This is a genomic window from Pseudoalteromonas sp. Xi13 (assembly GCF_003952205.1).
GTDB lineage: Bacteria > Pseudomonadota > Gammaproteobacteria > Enterobacterales > Alteromonadaceae > Pseudoalteromonas > Pseudoalteromonas atlantica.
Genome location: NZ_CP034439.1, coordinates 2,544,795 through 2,560,528 on the forward strand (window position 1 = coordinate 2,544,795; position 15,734 = coordinate 2,560,528).

The 15,734-nt window shown below is 36.7% G+C and carries 13 protein-coding genes and 1 pseudogene; 7 read left to right on the forward strand and 7 right to left on the reverse strand.

The window, feature by feature from the left end:
* The first annotated feature begins 20 nt into the window (after positions 1-20).
* The 5 genes from mnmC to EJ103_RS11515 all read left to right on the forward strand — a co-directional run bounded on the left by mnmC (position 21) and on the right by EJ103_RS11515 (position 6,056).
* A complete protein-coding gene (mnmC, locus tag EJ103_RS11495; protein ID WP_126007725.1) occupies positions 21-2,030 on the forward strand; it encodes a bifunctional tRNA (5-methylaminomethyl-2-thiouridine)(34)-methyltransferase MnmD/FAD-dependent 5-carboxymethylaminomethyl-2-thiouridine(34) oxidoreductase MnmC in 2,010 nt (669 codons plus the stop codon).
* 269 nt (positions 2,031-2,299) lie between these two features.
* On the forward strand, positions 2,300-2,623 hold the full coding sequence (locus EJ103_RS11500; RefSeq protein WP_029772569.1) for a hypothetical protein: 324 nt from the start codon (positions 2,300-2,302) through the stop codon (positions 2,621-2,623).
* A 168-nt stretch (positions 2,624-2,791) separates the two neighbouring features.
* Complete coding sequence (locus EJ103_RS11505; RefSeq protein WP_054983048.1) at positions 2,792-3,427, forward strand: NAD(P)-binding oxidoreductase; 636 nt, start codon at positions 2,792-2,794, stop codon at positions 3,425-3,427.
* Between the two features lie 355 nt (positions 3,428-3,782).
* Positions 3,783-4,850, forward strand: a complete 1,068-nt coding sequence (locus EJ103_RS11510) for a hypothetical protein (RefSeq protein WP_126007727.1) — start codon at positions 3,783-3,785, stop codon at positions 4,848-4,850.
* Positions 4,851-5,114: 264 nt separating this feature from the next.
* Positions 5,115-6,056, forward strand: a complete 942-nt coding sequence (locus EJ103_RS11515) for a hypothetical protein (RefSeq protein ID WP_126007729.1) — start codon at positions 5,115-5,117, stop codon at positions 6,054-6,056.
* Here EJ103_RS11515 and EJ103_RS11520 read toward each other — a convergent pair.
* From EJ103_RS11520 to EJ103_RS11550, 7 genes and pseudogenes are all read right to left on the reverse strand, one after another.
* Positions 6,053-6,399, reverse strand: a pseudogene (locus tag EJ103_RS11520) (tyrosine-type recombinase/integrase); the annotation flags it as partial. The gene EJ103_RS11515 and the pseudogene EJ103_RS11520 overlap by 4 nt on opposite strands.
* Before the next feature lie 223 nt (positions 6,400-6,622).
* On the reverse strand, positions 6,623-7,192 hold the full coding sequence (locus EJ103_RS11525; RefSeq protein WP_126007731.1) for a hypothetical protein: 570 nt from the start codon (positions 7,190-7,192) through the stop codon (positions 6,623-6,625).
* A gap of 5 nt (positions 7,193-7,197) precedes the next feature.
* Positions 7,198-7,857 (reverse strand): AHH domain-containing protein, encoded by a 660-nt coding sequence (locus EJ103_RS11530; RefSeq protein ID WP_126007733.1) that lies wholly within the window; start codon positions 7,855-7,857, stop codon positions 7,198-7,200.
* A 479-nt stretch (positions 7,858-8,336) separates the two neighbouring features.
* Positions 8,337-9,428 (reverse strand): cell division protein FtsZ, encoded by a 1,092-nt coding sequence (locus EJ103_RS11535; RefSeq protein WP_126007735.1) that lies wholly within the window; start codon positions 9,426-9,428, stop codon positions 8,337-8,339.
* 73 nt (positions 9,429-9,501) lie between these two features.
* Positions 9,502-10,476 (reverse strand): WYL domain-containing protein, encoded by a 975-nt coding sequence (locus EJ103_RS11540; RefSeq protein WP_126007737.1) that lies wholly within the window; start codon positions 10,474-10,476, stop codon positions 9,502-9,504.
* A 217-nt stretch (positions 10,477-10,693) separates the two neighbouring features.
* Positions 10,694-11,800 (reverse strand): DUF4268 domain-containing protein, encoded by a 1,107-nt coding sequence (locus EJ103_RS11545; protein ID WP_126007739.1) that lies wholly within the window; start codon positions 11,798-11,800, stop codon positions 10,694-10,696.
* A 364-nt stretch (positions 11,801-12,164) separates the two neighbouring features.
* Positions 12,165-14,183 carry an ATP-binding protein gene (locus EJ103_RS11550; RefSeq protein ID WP_126007741.1) on the reverse strand — a complete coding sequence of 673 codons (2,019 nt, stop codon included), beginning with the start codon at positions 14,181-14,183 and terminating at the stop codon, positions 12,165-12,167.
* Between the two features lie 237 nt (positions 14,184-14,420).
* On the opposite strand from EJ103_RS11550, the gene EJ103_RS11555 reads away from it, so the two are divergent.
* Both EJ103_RS11555 and EJ103_RS11560 read left to right on the forward strand, forming a co-directional pair.
* The gene (locus EJ103_RS11555) at positions 14,421-15,077 is read left to right on the forward strand and encodes a hypothetical protein (protein ID WP_126007743.1); all 657 of its coding nucleotides are present in this window, start codon (positions 14,421-14,423) and stop codon (positions 15,075-15,077) included.
* The gene (locus EJ103_RS11560) at positions 15,074-15,664 is read left to right on the forward strand and encodes a hypothetical protein (protein ID WP_126007745.1); all 591 of its coding nucleotides are present in this window, start codon (positions 15,074-15,076) and stop codon (positions 15,662-15,664) included. Before EJ103_RS11555 ends, EJ103_RS11560 begins: the two co-directional genes overlap by 4 nt.
* The last annotated feature ends 70 nt before the right edge of the window (positions 15,665-15,734 follow it).

Sequence of the window (15,734 nt, forward strand, 5' to 3'; positions counted from 1 at the left end):
GTCTAAAAATTTAATAAGTCATGATAAAAAACGCCCAAATACACTTTAATGAAGTAGGCACACCGGTAGCCGATAACTTTGACGATGTTTATTTTTCTAATGACGACGGCCTTGCTGAATCGCATTACGTGTTTTATCAACAAAACAATATACAGGCGCGGTTACAAAATCATGACCAAACGCATTTTGTTATTGCCGAAACCGGTTTTGGTACTGGTTTAAACTTTTTAAATGCATGGCAACACTTTAATGACCACCTTGCCAATCAACAAGTTCAAAATCAAGTAGACAAACGGGTTAAGCGATTGCATTTTATTTCGTTTGAAAAATACCCGCTTAATGCTGATGATCTAAAAAAAGCACTGCAAGCGTGGCCAACATTAAACAAGCTTAGTGACGAATTAATAACGCACTACCCTATAAACTTAGGCGGCTGTCATCGCATAGAATTTAATAAAGGCCAAGTTATTCTTGATTTGTATTTTGGCGACGTGCTTGATTCAATAAATGCAATGAGCTACCCGCAATCAGGGGTGGTCGATGCGTGGTTTTTAGATGGCTTTGCACCAAGTAAAAACCCTGACATGTGGCAACAAAGTGTGTTTAATGCCATGGTTGATATATCGCGCAAGCATGCAACACTTGCCACATTTACAGCTGCAGGCTTTGTACGCCGAGGCTTAATAGCTGCAGGCTTTAGCATGCAAAAAGCGAAAGGCTTTGGCCGTAAACGCGAAATGCTGATAGGCCAATTAGCACACGCTAATAGTGCACAGTCATCACCCCCGTACTTTGAACAACCCCCTGCCAAACTAGAGCATGTTGCTGTAATTGGCGGAGGGATTGCGAGTAGCTGTATTTTGCACAGTTTGGCTAAGCGTGGCATTAAAAGTAGCCTATTTTGCCAAGATGAAAAACCAGCTATGGGCGCTTCACATAACGTACAAGGCGCGGTTTACCCCCATCTGCAAGCTAAAAACTCACCTCATAGTGAATTATTTGCGCACAGTTTTTTATACGCTAAACGCAGTTACCAGCAACTACTAAAAAACGGCTTTAATTTTGATTATAGCTGGTGCGGTGTACTGCAACATGCGGTAAAAAAGCCTCTTGCCGATAAACATCAAAACTTAGAACAAAAACAGTTATGGCCTCAAGCCTTAATGCGCAATGTAACTGTAGAGCAAGGAGATAAACTGGCAGGCGTAAAAACCGGCTACTCCGGCGTTTATTTTGAGCAAGGCGGTTGGGTAAACCCACCCCAGCTAGTTGAGGCAATGCTAAAAGCAGCCAATAGCCTTAACCCTATTAATAGCTATTTTAATTGCCATATACAGCAACTTACTAAAACCGATGCAGGCTGGTATTTAACCCACAAGCATACCCAATATGGCCCTTTTAGTGATGTAATAATATGTGCAGGTGAGCATAGCGATGCGTTTGAACAAACAAACGCATTACCTATTGTAGGGGTGCGTGGTCAAGTATCGCATATTCAAGCGAGTGAACAATCTAAGCAGCTTAAAACCGTGTTGTGCCATAAAGGTTATTTTACCCCCGCCTATTTAGGTAAACACTGTATGGGCGCTACATTCGAAAAAAACACAAAAAGTCGCGTCGTTACAGAAAAAGACAACCAGCTAAACCACGAGCAATTACTTAGCTTTTACCATCAAAGCGACTTTGCCACCACATTAGGTAACATCACCTGCGCTAAAGCAGCTGTGCGCTGCACGTTTATAGATCACTTGCCAATGGCAGGACAATGGTGTGAGCAAAGCGATTACAGCACTGCCTTTGCTAATTTACGCCTAGGTAAACGCTATCAATACTCACCTCTATGCAAGCCACAACAAGGCTTACATATTTTTACCGGATTTGGAGCGCGCGCATTATGCAGCGCACCGTTATTAAGCGAGCACTTTATTAGCACGTTAAATAATGAACCACGCCCACTCAGCGAGCGTGTAAGCCAGGCCATTCACCCTGCGCGTTTTATAGTACGTGATTTAATACGAAATAAAATTTAAATGACATCATTCATTTTTTGCGTAAAATAATAACTATAAAAGGAATTTATACCAATCCGCTTAATTAAGTGATCAATTTTGAGGCAGAAAAAACGTGTTGATGGCTAGGTAAAAAACTCGCTATTTAGTTGTTCTAAATAAGAATTTTTTAAAACAGGTAACGACACGGTTAGCACCGCAAAATGATTAAGTATTATTGCGCACTGGTATTATATAACCAATGCGCACCATATGTATGAATGCGGATGGGTATCAATAAAAGGATCACAATGAAAGCTTTAACCTGTGCTGTAACATTACTCGCCGCTATATCGTTTAACACATTTAGCCAAGACGTAACCGCCATCCCCTTACCTGAAGAATTCATCACCACCATGGATGTAACTGGCGAATACCCGCTGGTTAGAACAGGGTATTTAGCTGCTTCTATTGATGCTATTTCTAAATTTTATCAGCAGGCCCTTGGTGATCCCATTAACAGCAAAGGCGATAATAACTACCGCACCCTTTACTATAACTACCAAAACCATGCTGTTCGCATCAGTTTATACCATCATAATTATGTTACCGAAGTCAGCATAATGATTGAATAAACACGGCAAAAGCGACTAATTTTCATACTCAGTTCAGACTCCTACTTTATTCACCAGCAAATTTATTATTTGTGAAGAATAATCATGTTTTACCCTTTAAAAACGAATGCCTACCCCAAGGTCTATTTGTACTAAATACCTTTACACTAAATTGAGAAGGAATTAATTATGAGTAAGACCCTAATTATTGGCGCTAGCGGACAAATTGGTAAAATGGCAACCAAGTTGCTTTTAAACAATGAGCAAAATGTATCTGCATTAGTGCGTGACAAAAGTAAGTTAGATGATTTAGATAGTCCATTTTTAAGCATTGTGGAGCAAGATCTCGAAGGCGATTTTTCTGGTGCACTAAAAGATTGCGATCAAGTTATTTTTGCTGCTGGCTCGGGCGGAAGTACAGGCACAGATAAAACCGTGCTTATTGATTTATGGGCAGCCACCAAAGCAGCAACGTATGCTAAAGAGCATGGCGTAAAACATTTTATTATGATTAGCTCTATTGGCGCTGACGATCCAGACTCAATAGAAAGTGACTTAAAACCTTACTTAGTTGCCAAACATATGGCCGATGAGCACCTTATCAACAGTGGCTTAAACTACACCATAGTGCGCCCAGGTGGGCTGACCGATGAAAGCGCCTCAATGAAAGTAACCACCGAGCGTCCAAACGATCGTTCTAAAGCTAAAATTAGCCGCGAAAACGTTGCCAATGCCCTATTACATATTGCTACTAACGCATTTAATGGTAACCGCGTTTTTGAACTATTTGACGGCGAAACGCCCATTAAAGCAGCCGTAAAATAAACACTCTGGTTGCCCTTTGTAAACCCCCTTGCAAAGGGCAACGTATTTAAATGCTAAATCGCACGCGCCCTCTCTTGCTTCACTATATTTATTAAATGTAAACAACACGTTTAAATCGCTTTATAAAAGCCTACACACCGCGTTCCTAATAAAACAACATGAAAAACAAGCACTTCCACTAAAATCACCGCAAAACAATGCGTTAAAAACCCAACAGAGTAAATTTTGTTCAGGCTTTTTTACTAGTTTAATAAGGTTAAATACTAGAAACCCCTTATTTTATCTGGTAAATTAACAGCGTGTTAAAACAATAATAAAAATTCCTCAATGGAAGTTGCACGAATAAGGACATAGCGTGAGCGCCTCATTTAAAATTATTTTTAATGGTCAGTTACACCAAAATGCTGACATTAGTACCGTACAAGAGCAACTCTGTCAGTTTTTAAAAATTCCCCATAATGTCGCTGTAAAATTATTTGATGGCCGAGCCTACGCACTCGTCAAAGACCTATCGAGTATTGATGCAGTTAAAACAGAATCTAAACTAAAAAGTTTTGGTTTAATCACCAAAGTAGAACCGCACGCAAGTGTAAGGGCACCCCAAAGTGCCGCGGGTACTAAACTGGTTGTTGCTCGCAATGAGCCAGCAGTAAAAAACATAGCTAATACAATAACCAGCATTAAAAAATCCGGCGTAAATAGCCCAACCGCCTTGCCCAAATTAGCACTGCAAAGCGCATTATTTTTTTGTTATAGCTTATTATTCATCTGCCTTATTTGCTCAGCAGTAATAAGCTTTAACACACTTAAAATGAGTATGATAGACAGCTCAATAGCTTCGCCCTCTACAACATTAAATTACGTTAATTATAAGCAGTACTTAGCAAATCAAAAAAAGCACCCAGAAGTCACCTTGCCTAACACCCATAACACAGATGAGCTTAACCAAGGGGCGCAGCAAAAAATTGATAGCTATTTTGCTCGTTTTTCAACGCATATAAATAGTTACGCAAAAATTCTAAAGCAACCAAATATAAACAGCATGGGCGCAGAAAGGTTAAAGCAGCACCTACAAGAAATAGATGCGCTAGGCACTGAACATGTATTTTGGGAGCAATTAATTAACCTTGCTAAATCGCTTAATAACGACGCCCATGTAATGAGCAAGCTTGGTAATGATAACCCTGATAAAATTCAATGGATCAACGCCGTTGATTGGATAAGCCAAAGCTACATTAGGCAACAACAAAATAAGCCTGACGCTTTGCCCGTCACACCTACAAACACACAACTCGCCAAGTCACCGATATTAGATTTAACTCTACTAATTAGCTTAATGTCGTTTTTAACGCTTATTATTATTAGTATTAAAATGAAAGTAAGGTCGATAAAAATGAAGCTAGCCGCTACAAGCACAGAATAAATTAAAGCCATAAAAAAAACCGCCAACTTGATTGCTCAAATTGGCGGTTTTTTATGGATTTTAAACAAACGAATTTAAAAACCGTTATTGGTGAAGCTGGGGGGGTGAACCCCCATCCGAAAAGCCTCGATTATTACATGTAGCTATCAAAAACAACAACTTACTTTGAAAACATAGAGTTACTTACTTGTGACATCTCATAAAATCTTGTGTTAACTTATGTAATTGGGGATGATATGGACAAAACAACTATTAGGGATGATTATGTCAAATCCAGTACAATTAGAACAATTAACAAAAGATCTGTGCAAACCATATATTATTACTCGCTCAAAATTAGGTTCAACTACAAAAGTTATAGAAAGAGATTTTGTTTGTAATTTAAATGACCTTGAAAGACTTTTTTCTATGGTCGGTGAAAAAGTTAAATCATACCAACCAACTAAAGCTGGTTTCCAATACTTAATTTCTTTTTCAGATTGTACGCATTTAGAAAACAATAGTATCCATTCACTTTATCAAGCTGTAGAAGGTTCTGATAAGTGCACTGATAAAGTTATATTTAATTGGATAATAGCTCATGAAATAGATAATTTAGAAAATGAAATGTCTATTACGGTTAGAATTTCCAATCCAATGAATCCATTCGTTATGCTTCAAGCGGCGCTATCTAAGAATCATAGTGAGGCAGACGGCTTAGACTTTGAAGATGGTTCTATATCTGTTTCAATACATGGAGCTACTCAAACATCTTCAGAAGAGGTATTTGCAATTGTTGGACGATGGGCCAAGGGATGCACACAACCAAAGTCTGTAACAGGTTCTAATATATTTATATCCAAACATATTAAAAAGTTAAGGTTTATAAATCGTTGGATATTACCAGTTCTTTTTGCATCTATATGTATAATTTATTTAGCTTCGCAGTCAGGTGATATACTGCATGCATTAACATTAGCTGGCTTTGTTTCGTTTCTTCTGCTGAGAGATGCTACGGCACTTTTTAACCACCAAATAGAAAAGTGGGCACATTTTAGTACCCGATTTAGTCTCTTTTCTTTAACTGGGGGTGATCATAACCAACAGTCTGCTTATATTGCTATTTCAAGTAAAAGTAATACAAAACTTATCTTAGCAACTATCGGCTCGTTTACTCTTAATTTAGCTGCTGGTGCAGTAATTTGGTACTTAACGAAACCTAGTTAAATTAATATACTCGGGCCCAATCTAATAGCATCCTCTAAATGACTTGGTGCAAAGTGCGCGTAAACCATGGTTTGCTCAATCTTTGCATGACCAAGTATCTGCTGTAGTACCAAAATATTACCTCCGTTCATCATAAAATGACTTGCGAAAGTATGCCGTAGAACATGGCTACACTGCCCTTTTGGTAAATTAATATCGGTTTTATTTACCGTCCTTTCAAACGCCTTTCGACAATCTGCAAATAGTGGCCCTGATTTTTTGGGAATCTCATTAAACAGCTTTCACTAATTGGTACAGTTCGGTTCTTTTTACCTTTGGTATTAATGAAGGTGATTCGGTAGCTGTCGCCTTATTTGATAACTTGAGAACCTTTTAAGATATTAATAAGCTAAGTAACAATTGCTTTCTATTCAGAATGAAAGTCTTAGAGGGGATTTATTGTTGCTTTGGGTAATGCACCATAAATTAGCATACAGATAATGCACGGTTAAATATCAAAGCAAATACTGTTTCAATTAAAATTATCGTGTTTACATTAAGATTAAACAATGAAATAAATTAAGGAACTAATTTATTTTATTAAATTCAATGCCATTTAATTTTCTTTGAATAACTAATTGCTTAAATTCTTCACCGCAAAATAGCCCTATCCCATCTAACAACTTAGATTTAAATAGTAATTTGCTATTTATATCTGAATCAATAAATGCAAAGCTTTTAAAGCCACTTCTTACTCCTTTAGAGTAGTCCTCAATGCATTTATCTAGATCTTCTTGGCCAAAAACAAGCAAGTTAAAAAGTATCATTTCACTGCCATTTACGTCTATTTTTAGGAACTCACCATACTCATTTAAAAGCTGGTATAAATATTCATAAGCTTTCTTAGATAATAATAAAAACCCACCCTGGATATAAATATCAACTTTTTCATAATCATTAGACAACGGCTTTATAGGCATAACATCTGGCCATATATTTTGAATAGAGTCATTATTGGCATGTAAATCAAAAATTTTAACCATAAACTCTGCTTCAGAAGTGTCCACGTATCTTTTTAGTGATTGATACAATGAGTAAGGGTCAAAATCTAGTATATCCCCTTGGTCATTCTTACAGTTAATTCTATATACTTTCATGAGCATTATCCTAAAGTGGGGAAGTTACCATCTTTAATTAAAATTTTGGCAATTCTTAGCTCGTTTATAAATAAGCTTTTATCATCTCTAAGCGCCTTACGGCCTAAATTGTCACCAAGCCAAGTTTCATATTTTTTGGTGTGTATAGTCTTATGAGCAGGAGCATCCGGTGTGCCCCAGTCATACTGTTTATTACTAGGATTATTAAAAAGCCAAACGCCATTTTTAGCATCATTAATGCCTATTCCATTAAAATGTAAGTTAAGTCTCGCCCTCATCACTGCAGCTTGATCCCAACGTCCTTTACAACAAATTATATGGTGTGCCTCATGGTTTGCTGAGGGCTTCATCTCTCCAGCTGCTCTTAGGTTTTTTTGAAGAACTTTTGTAGGGCGATATTTTTCTTCCATTTTTTGCTCAATACTTGAACTTTCACTATTAGATCTGTAAGACGCTAAAATAGCCCGAGCCTCTGCAGGCCTTAAAATTCTTTCTCTTTCTTTGTTTAAGTGGGCCATATCTTTCGCCATAGCTTTTTTTGTGTCCCCACAATTTGGGCTATTTTTTAAAAGCTTTTGATAGTGTTTCCTAGCTAGTAATTCAAAATTGTAAAGTTGTAAATCTTGAGCAGAAGGGTTTTCGGGGCGAGTTGGCATTGCATACATTAAATATTTCCTTATAAGTATCTGTATAGATCTTTATACTCCCATTTTTCATTTGTTTAGGCAAATTTTAAGTGTGTATTAAACTTACTTTGCTACTAGAAATTTAAATAGGTCTATCAGTCATCTTCGCTATAAATTTTGCCTATCAAAAGCGCGATAGTAATTAAAATCTCATTCCACTATTTTTAAAACTATCTCTTTCTTCTTTAATTTTAAGGCGATATTTTAGGCAATAAAAAACCCGCTAACCTATGTGGTTAGCGGGTTTCCTGTATCTGTTCGGATGTTATCGAACAGCGAATTGGTGGAGCTGGGGGGATTTGAACCCCCGCCTAACCCTTTAAAAACAACAACTTAAAATCATTTGTGTATAAATGGTGTATTTTTTAATTTCTATTCTTAGTATGACTCATATTTACAATCATCATGTCGATACAAAACTGCTGATGAGTCTGTACTGATTGAACAGTAGCAAATTTTTATTTTGTACATGGAGCCGGAGCTTGATTGCGAATAAAAGCAGGAATATCAAAAATGTCAGTTGTTTCAGGCTTGGCTTTATTAGGCTCTTTTTCCTCAGGCTGTTTGTCTTTACTCAAGTCATCAATAACCATTTTAGAACTCGCGCCCGTAGCAATTACTAGTAACTCATAGTTAGTCGCTAGGCTTTCTATTCTTGAAACACCACAAATAACCAAAGCATTAGGGCTTACCTGCTGACGTACTGTATCGGTAATGAGATTATAACTGCCCAGTGAAATTTCATCTTTGCAATTAACTTGTATTATTACACCGGTACTTGATGACATATCTACCTGATTAACCAGTGGGTTATTGAGTGCACCATCAAGTGCAGTAGTTAGCTCGCTTTCTTCATCGCATTTACCAACACCTAGTACTGCATCACCCTGGCAATCCATAATTTTCGCAAAATCATTTAAATCCACGTTTATTAAGCCTTGAAAGCACAGCATATCGATTAATGATTTTATCAGTGAGTGGAGTATTTGGTTGCTATGCTTAAAGGCATCAAATAAGCCAATATCATTACCTAGCACTTCAATAAGTTGATCGTTTGGGAGAGTAATAACAGCATTAGCATGCTCTTTAAGCTCATTTAAACCTGCTTGCGCTATATTGCTTCTAAACTGCCCTTCACTACTAAATGGCAATGTAGCTACAAATATCACTGGCTTATTTTGCTCACTAGCAAGTTGTGCAATGTAAGGGCTAGCGCCAGTCCCTGTACCGCCACCCAATCCTGTTGCACAGAGTATTATATCGCAACCATTAATAAGCGTTAAAAGCTGATCTTTACTTTCTTCTGCTGCCTGCAGCCCAACTTTAGGATCTGCTCCTGCACCATATCCATGAGTAAGCTCTGCACCTATCAGTACCGCTTCATCACTTTGCGTATGTTCAAGCACCACTTTGTCGGTATTAACGCTGTATAAGTGCGCCTGCTCAGACTCGCGTTGTTCAAAAATACTGTTAAGCGTATTACAGCCACACCCGCCAATGCCAAATACACCGATTGATAAACCATCATTTTGCTGAATTAATTGAAACATAACTACTCCTTAACTTTTAAAGGAGCATAGCAAACAGGTGCGTCAATTTTTGACGCACCAAAACTAGTAGGAGTTATTTATAAATATTTGCGGCCGCTTGAAGCTTGCTAACAATTCTTTGTCGCAGCTTTTCGGGTTTAACAACCTCGAGCCAATGGGCAAATTTAAATAGCTCATCGGTCAATTGCTCGCTATCAATAGTTTGGTAGGTAAATAATACGTATTTAGCGTCAATCTGTTGCTTGTCAGTCAGCTCACCAAGCTCAATAAACCCTTGATTAACCGCCGAATGGGTAGGTACTTTTATTACTAATTCTATAGCTTCTTGCGACATGCCTTTGTTAATCGCACTGCGTAACGACTTTAACTGCTCAGTGCTTGGCTCTCGTCGTGTTTTTTGCAAAATGTGTACATTGCGGATACGGTAAACCGGCATCTGGTAACACTTATCATGAAGCTTCCCCACCATAAACTGCGCCATCAACACGCCACCTTGCTCAACTAAGTTGTAAAAACTCAATTCAGCAAATTTTAGCCAATGCGCCTCATCATAAAGCACCCTATAAAGCTCAGCACTCACTGCACGCTTATGCTTAATCGCATGCTCAATTTGCGCAACTAACTGAGTATCAATATTCACTTTTAACGACGATTTTGGAAGGGTTGCAAGCCAGTCAGGCACATGATCATTAAAACGTTTAAGCGCCTGCTCAGCTTTAATATGCACTAACTGCTTAACGTCACTTGGGACTGATTGTGGTAGTAATTGCTCTAGCAATAAATAGTGCTCTGCAACTTCACTGCTCATTACTCTTGCGTTCCCACCTCGCCACTGCGCATTGATAGACCAGCCATAGGGCTTACTGCGGCTATCTTTTTCAAGACCAAAGCAACCTTGTTCGTAAAGTGATTGCAAGTCACGTTGAAGCATGCGCATTGAAACTTCAAAGCCCCGCTCAGTTAATCTGTGTTGTAATTTTTGAGTTGAAATAGAGCTTGGCGCTATCGGCAAAAGCTCTAAAATTGATAAATGGCGGTGTAAAATCATTAAAATAGTTAGCTACTTCTGAAGTAAATAATTACGAGCTTATTAGTTAGCAATATTGATTTATCAATACCGTCAAAAACAACCCCTCTAGGATAAGGTTTATTCTGAGCTTGCTCAACAGCCACCTCATTTCAAGACTACTTCGCAACATAGAAGACTCAACGCAACTTGGCCTGACTTAGTTTGGTAACAATATTTAGCCTACCCTGCTTCTTTCTTATTTACTCGAATATAACTTTGGAGTAAAAGCCGTTTCAAAAGCAATTACTTTTTTAAGTAGCCATTGGCAATAATCATCCCACTTGGCCTCATCATATCCATCACATTCATATTTAACTTGAATGACAGCCGCTCTATTATCTTTTCCAATAACCCAGTCAAGGTCAAAACCTAATTGAGTTTCAATATTTTTTCTATTTAAAAATAATTGATTAAAGGCTTTTTCTTGTGTCTTAAAGTCATTAAATTTAATTAAAAGCCTTACAGCTACATGATCACGGCTAAAATTTAGCTGTAATTTTTGACCTGTAGCTAATGACTTAGAATGTATTAAGGACTTTGGCTGTATTTTTGTATTAACAAACGATTGACTGTTGTTCTCCAAAAGTTGTGGCATGAGCTTTTTCCAAAATGATATTCGTTTAGTATGTCGATTACCATTTTGTTTTGCTTTCACCTGACTTTCGGCTTTTTCTCTCATAGAAATTAAATAATCTTCAGTCTCTTTTAGTGGGATTATTTTATTTACACTAAGCGCTAATTCCTGCCCAAGCTGGTAAGGCTTAACTTCAATACATGTAATATCTAAACCATGCTCTCTGAACCACAAAACAGTGCTAGTCACTTCTTTTCTAAAATTGGCCGCAACTAAAATAACGCGCTGTTTAATACCTTCATTTAAAATTACTTCTGACTCCTCACTTTCGTCCAAGAATTCATAAATAACCTTAGAAGCGTCATCCGCATCCCCATCTAAACTTTTCAAATAATCTTTAAAGATAGAAATAATTTGTATAGTTGTTAACGTTGAGCAATAAGCTGCATATTTCATCGCCTGCCATACAACATCACGCCCACTATCATCTAATTTATTCTCAATAATTACTAAGTTACCTTCCTTATCCAACGCCAATAAATCTAAGCGCTCTCGGGTATCTTCAAATCCTGCGAACTCTTTTTGAATAATTAATAGCTCTTCACCAAATGCATTTGGATGATTTGCCAACCATTCCTGTAAATGGTTTCGCTCAGTAAAACCAAGCTCAGTAAAACTTTTATTTTTGATCGGTGTAATACTGTTTGACGTTCTGTCTATCTTAAACATTATGTTCCCTTTAATTTAGATATATTTTTAAACTTGCTAAAATCAAATTCTTATTTGGAATGTAAATTAAGTCACAATAAATACCCACATTATATGGTATTTAGTATTTGGAAGTTCGATTGATATTTAAGAGTGATAACTCAATAGTCTTCATTTATATTAACTCTTTATCACAACAGTGGCAGTAGTTATATAGCAAGATTCTTTATCGAGGTTGCATTCATACCACCCAAGTTTAGCTCCGTTTTCTCATAGCATGCGACCTTTAAATGTACAAAATTCAAATGCATCAACATTATTAATGTTTATATCTGTTTCAATCAAACTATTAAAAATTAAGTGCGTCGTAATGTTGTGAGCCCAATTAAACAAACCCAATCTTCTGCTTTCCGCCTTCTTTTTGAGCGTTTTGCTCTTGTAAAACCGATAACATTCGCTCTTGAGTCATTCGCTTTTTTGAAAACTTCATTTGCCTTTTTACAATCGCGAAGTCACCAGGTGTGAGCTTTGTAAGCTTGTATAACTCATGCATTAAGTGCTTATTTAACACTCCTGGGCCTAATGTATCTTTAAATAATTGCTTAGCCTGTACAGGAGTCAAATAGGTTAAATTTAAATTAAAATCAAATCGCCTCATTACCGCTTTATCTAAATTTTTAGCAAAGTTAGTTGCGGCAAAAAGTGGGAGTTGAAATTGCTCCATATGGCATAGTAATTCATTAACTGTTTGCACCTCCCAATTTGCATTCGCTTGTTCGCGGCTGCATAGCAAGCTATCCGCCTCATCGATAAATATTGCACTTCCTTCTTGTGTAGCTTGTTTAAATAGTTGAGCAATATTTTGCTCACTTTCGCCAACCCACTTGCTTAATAAGTCAGATGCTTTAACAGATATAAGTTTAAAACCAGCTTTTTCGCATAAATAATTTACAAAAGCTGTTTTACCTGTGCCAGGCGGGCCCGTTAGCAAAGTTCGTGAACTCGAATATTCAATTACAGCCTCTTCAACCTGTTCGAGTGATGCATACTCAGACTCTATATTCACCATTTTAGGATTAAATTTTTGCGCTGCTTGATAAATTAATTCGTGTGCTGAAAAACCGCATGCAGTTAAAGTATCTTGAATATTCTCTTCTATGCATTCACGTGCGGTCTGTGCTTTAAATCCACATAATTTTGCTACATGTACAGCTTTAGCAATATGAGCTGGCAGTAAGTTTTTTTGAGTAGCTAATTTACTTATAAAACTATTACCAACACTCAAACCTTTAACATATTTCCCAATCATTTTTTCTTTAGTTGTTTTGTTTAGCTCAGGAATTTCGTAAACAATATTAAATCGCCTAATAACGCTCTGTGGTAACTCTTCTAGATGATTAGTGATCCAAATACTCACAACAGGGTGATTTTCAATATAAGTATGAAGTAACTCCTTTGAGAAGCTTTTAGAGAATAAGTCACGCTCAAAAATATTTTCACACTCATCCAGTAACAGCATTGTTTTTTTACGCTTGCCAACCAACTTACTCACCACATTAAAGTGCTCTAAACGCAGCTCAGAACTTGCGCTTCGGCTATCGAGCTCGTTAGTTGGGTTTATTAAGTTACTACCTTTAGCTTGTACCTTTAGCAACTGTGAGCCACAGGCTTGCGCTATATATTTAGCCAATGAAGTTTTGCCCGAACCTGGCACACCATAAAATAAAATACTCAATGCTTGCCCACCCGTCTTAGTAGCATTTTGCGTAGCTTTTAGTAACGTATTTAAATCTAAGTGAGATAAATCAGCAGCGCTAAGTTCAGAAGCTTCACAAGGAGTAACCAAGTTAGATAAAATATCACTTTCACTATTTAACTTACCCTCGAGAAGGCTTTTAGCAATTGCGTTTGGTAGTATTAAAAACTCATCTTCCCCTGCAAATATCTCCATATCCATTGAATACATACCAGATTCAATAATTAATCCAATTTGCTTGTTGAGTTGTGCTTCATCAATACCAACCGCATAAGCTATTTTTTCTAAAATAACGCTCGCATAATCGTCACGTAAGTATTCAACAAGTTCGCGTAATGGTTTACTGAGCGTCATACAGCAAGAAAAAATAACTAAAGGAGTGACCGTTTTAGGCAGTCCAAACGCTTTACAGAATATATGCACATTTTTTTGTAACGTTTTAGGCATTGTGGTTATTGCTAAATGATCTAATCGGGCTATCAAATCATCAACATCTAAGCCCTGTAAATTTGTATAGCTAAACCCAGAAATGCTACATAACGCTTTTTTAAATAGCTTATCTTGCCATAGCTCTTCTACGTCGAACTCTTCTAATAATTCAGTGGTAAAGTGTGCAACAATACGTTTTAATTGAGGGGTTATATTCATGCTATGTACCTAGTTGTTTGTAATCAATAAGTACATAGTAACCGGTATAAAGTAGTATTTTATAACGTAAAAAAAACAAAGAAAAAAATCATAACCCTATGAATTTAAATGATTTAACAGTGTCCTTTTCTAGTTTTTTCAACGGGAATTTACAATGTCTTGTAAGGTATTGTTTTAAAAAACAAAAAATCAAATAAATTAGGTAATAACGTTAATTTAAACTTTATTAGGATTTATATGGAAATAATAAATAAAAACCCGGGCTCATTTGATAATCCTATTGTTATTAAAAATAAGCACCAAAACTCAAAATTATCAAAAGAATATAGAGCTCGTGGTGAGACATACATTCATCGCCCACTATTACAAAGCTCAACTAAAAACAACAATGGCGATGTATTTGCTTTTGATAAAGCACCTGAAGGATATGAACATTTTGCTTTAAATGTTATCTCCAACCCTAACTTACAACCACTTGATATTAAAATAGCCTTAGCCTTATTTGAGATACTTGAATGGCGTCACAGTGGAGAAGGGAAAGTTTACCTATGTACCTCAAAAGAGTTAGACCTCGAAAATTATGGTGAATTTGGGATAGATATTGTTTTTAGCGATGGATTTGAAAGAGAAATAGACCCCACTCCGCTTACTGAGCAGCTACATAAGTTATTTAAAACTTCAGTTTCTACCGATATTTTAAATAAAGTTCTTACCCGCTTAGATAGCTTTCACTACATAAACGTAACCCCTGTTACTATGGCAAATTCAAAACTCGCTAAACCAGAACATAAAACGGGTAAGAGTAAAGCTTATCTCAAGCTAATTGAAATTAACGAAATGATGGATACAAAAAACCTCACTAATATTTGGGTTGTAAATAAGGAATTAAAATGAATAAACATAATTATTGCCGCAGAATTATGGAAGTGTACGGCGTTATTGTCGACTTTGAAGGGAATATTGCTAAAACTAATGTACCAGGCCCTATAGATGAAAATGAAACACTTAAAAGTTGGACTAATCGAGTTTTAGGTGATGACGTTTATGATGTCTCCTTTAGTTTGCAGCACACTTATGCACCACAAACTAGAATGGGCACTATTATTGATGACTCCCATGATGCTGCACAGCAAGCCAAAAAAATACTGAAAAACACAGTTAAAAATAAAACGGACCGCTTGAAGGAAGAGCTAGAGCAAGAATCGTTAAAACACCAGAAAAAAATTAAAAAGATTTTAGCTAAGCAAAAAAATAAAAAAGAAATCTCCTTGGAAGTATCCGCTCCTAAAGCTGATGATTTAGACCTTGAAGAAGTTTATGGCTTAGCAAAAGATTTAACTTTACACCCAATAACGGAACAATTAATAGACTCCGCATTTAATCGTGAAAGTTTAACTCCTGAAGAATTAATTTTAAATTTAGTGATGTCTTTAAACTTACGTGTAGATGAACTCGATAAACTCAGAGACCTTAATCTTTAATATCTTCTTATAAAGCTCGTACAAATTACTAGTTCATAAATACTGCGTCCATAAAAGACGCAGCTTTATC

Excerpts from the sequence above, each read along its gene's own strand:
- mnmC (WP_126007725.1), top strand. The coding sequence starts at position 21 with ATGATAAAAAACGCCCAAATACACTTTAATGAAGTAGGCACACCGGTA.
- EJ103_RS11500 (WP_029772569.1), top strand. The coding sequence starts at position 2,300 with ATGAAAGCTTTAACCTGTGCTGTAACATTACTCGCCGCTATATCGTTT.
- EJ103_RS11505 (WP_054983048.1), top strand. The coding sequence starts at position 2,792 with ATGAGTAAGACCCTAATTATTGGCGCTAGCGGACAAATTGGTAAAATG.
- EJ103_RS11515 (WP_126007729.1), top strand. The coding sequence starts at position 5,115 with ATGTCAAATCCAGTACAATTAGAACAATTAACAAAAGATCTGTGCAAA.
- EJ103_RS11525 (WP_126007731.1), bottom strand. The coding sequence starts at position 7,192 with ATGAAAGTATATAGAATTAACTGTAAGAATGACCAAGGGGATATACTA.
- EJ103_RS11530 (WP_126007733.1), bottom strand. The coding sequence starts at position 7,857 with ATGTATGCAATGCCAACTCGCCCCGAAAACCCTTCTGCTCAAGATTTA.
- EJ103_RS11535 (WP_126007735.1), bottom strand. The coding sequence starts at position 9,428 with ATGTTTCAATTAATTCAGCAAAATGATGGTTTATCAATCGGTGTATTT.
- EJ103_RS11540 (WP_126007737.1), bottom strand. The coding sequence starts at position 10,476 with ATGATTTTACACCGCCATTTATCAATTTTAGAGCTTTTGCCGATAGCG.
- EJ103_RS11545 (WP_126007739.1), bottom strand. The coding sequence starts at position 11,800 with ATGTTTAAGATAGACAGAACGTCAAACAGTATTACACCGATCAAAAAT.
- EJ103_RS11550 (WP_126007741.1), bottom strand. The coding sequence starts at position 14,183 with ATGAATATAACCCCTCAATTAAAACGTATTGTTGCACACTTTACCACT.
- EJ103_RS11555 (WP_126007743.1), top strand. The coding sequence starts at position 14,421 with ATGGAAATAATAAATAAAAACCCGGGCTCATTTGATAATCCTATTGTT.
- EJ103_RS11560 (WP_126007745.1), top strand. The coding sequence starts at position 15,074 with ATGAATAAACATAATTATTGCCGCAGAATTATGGAAGTGTACGGCGTT.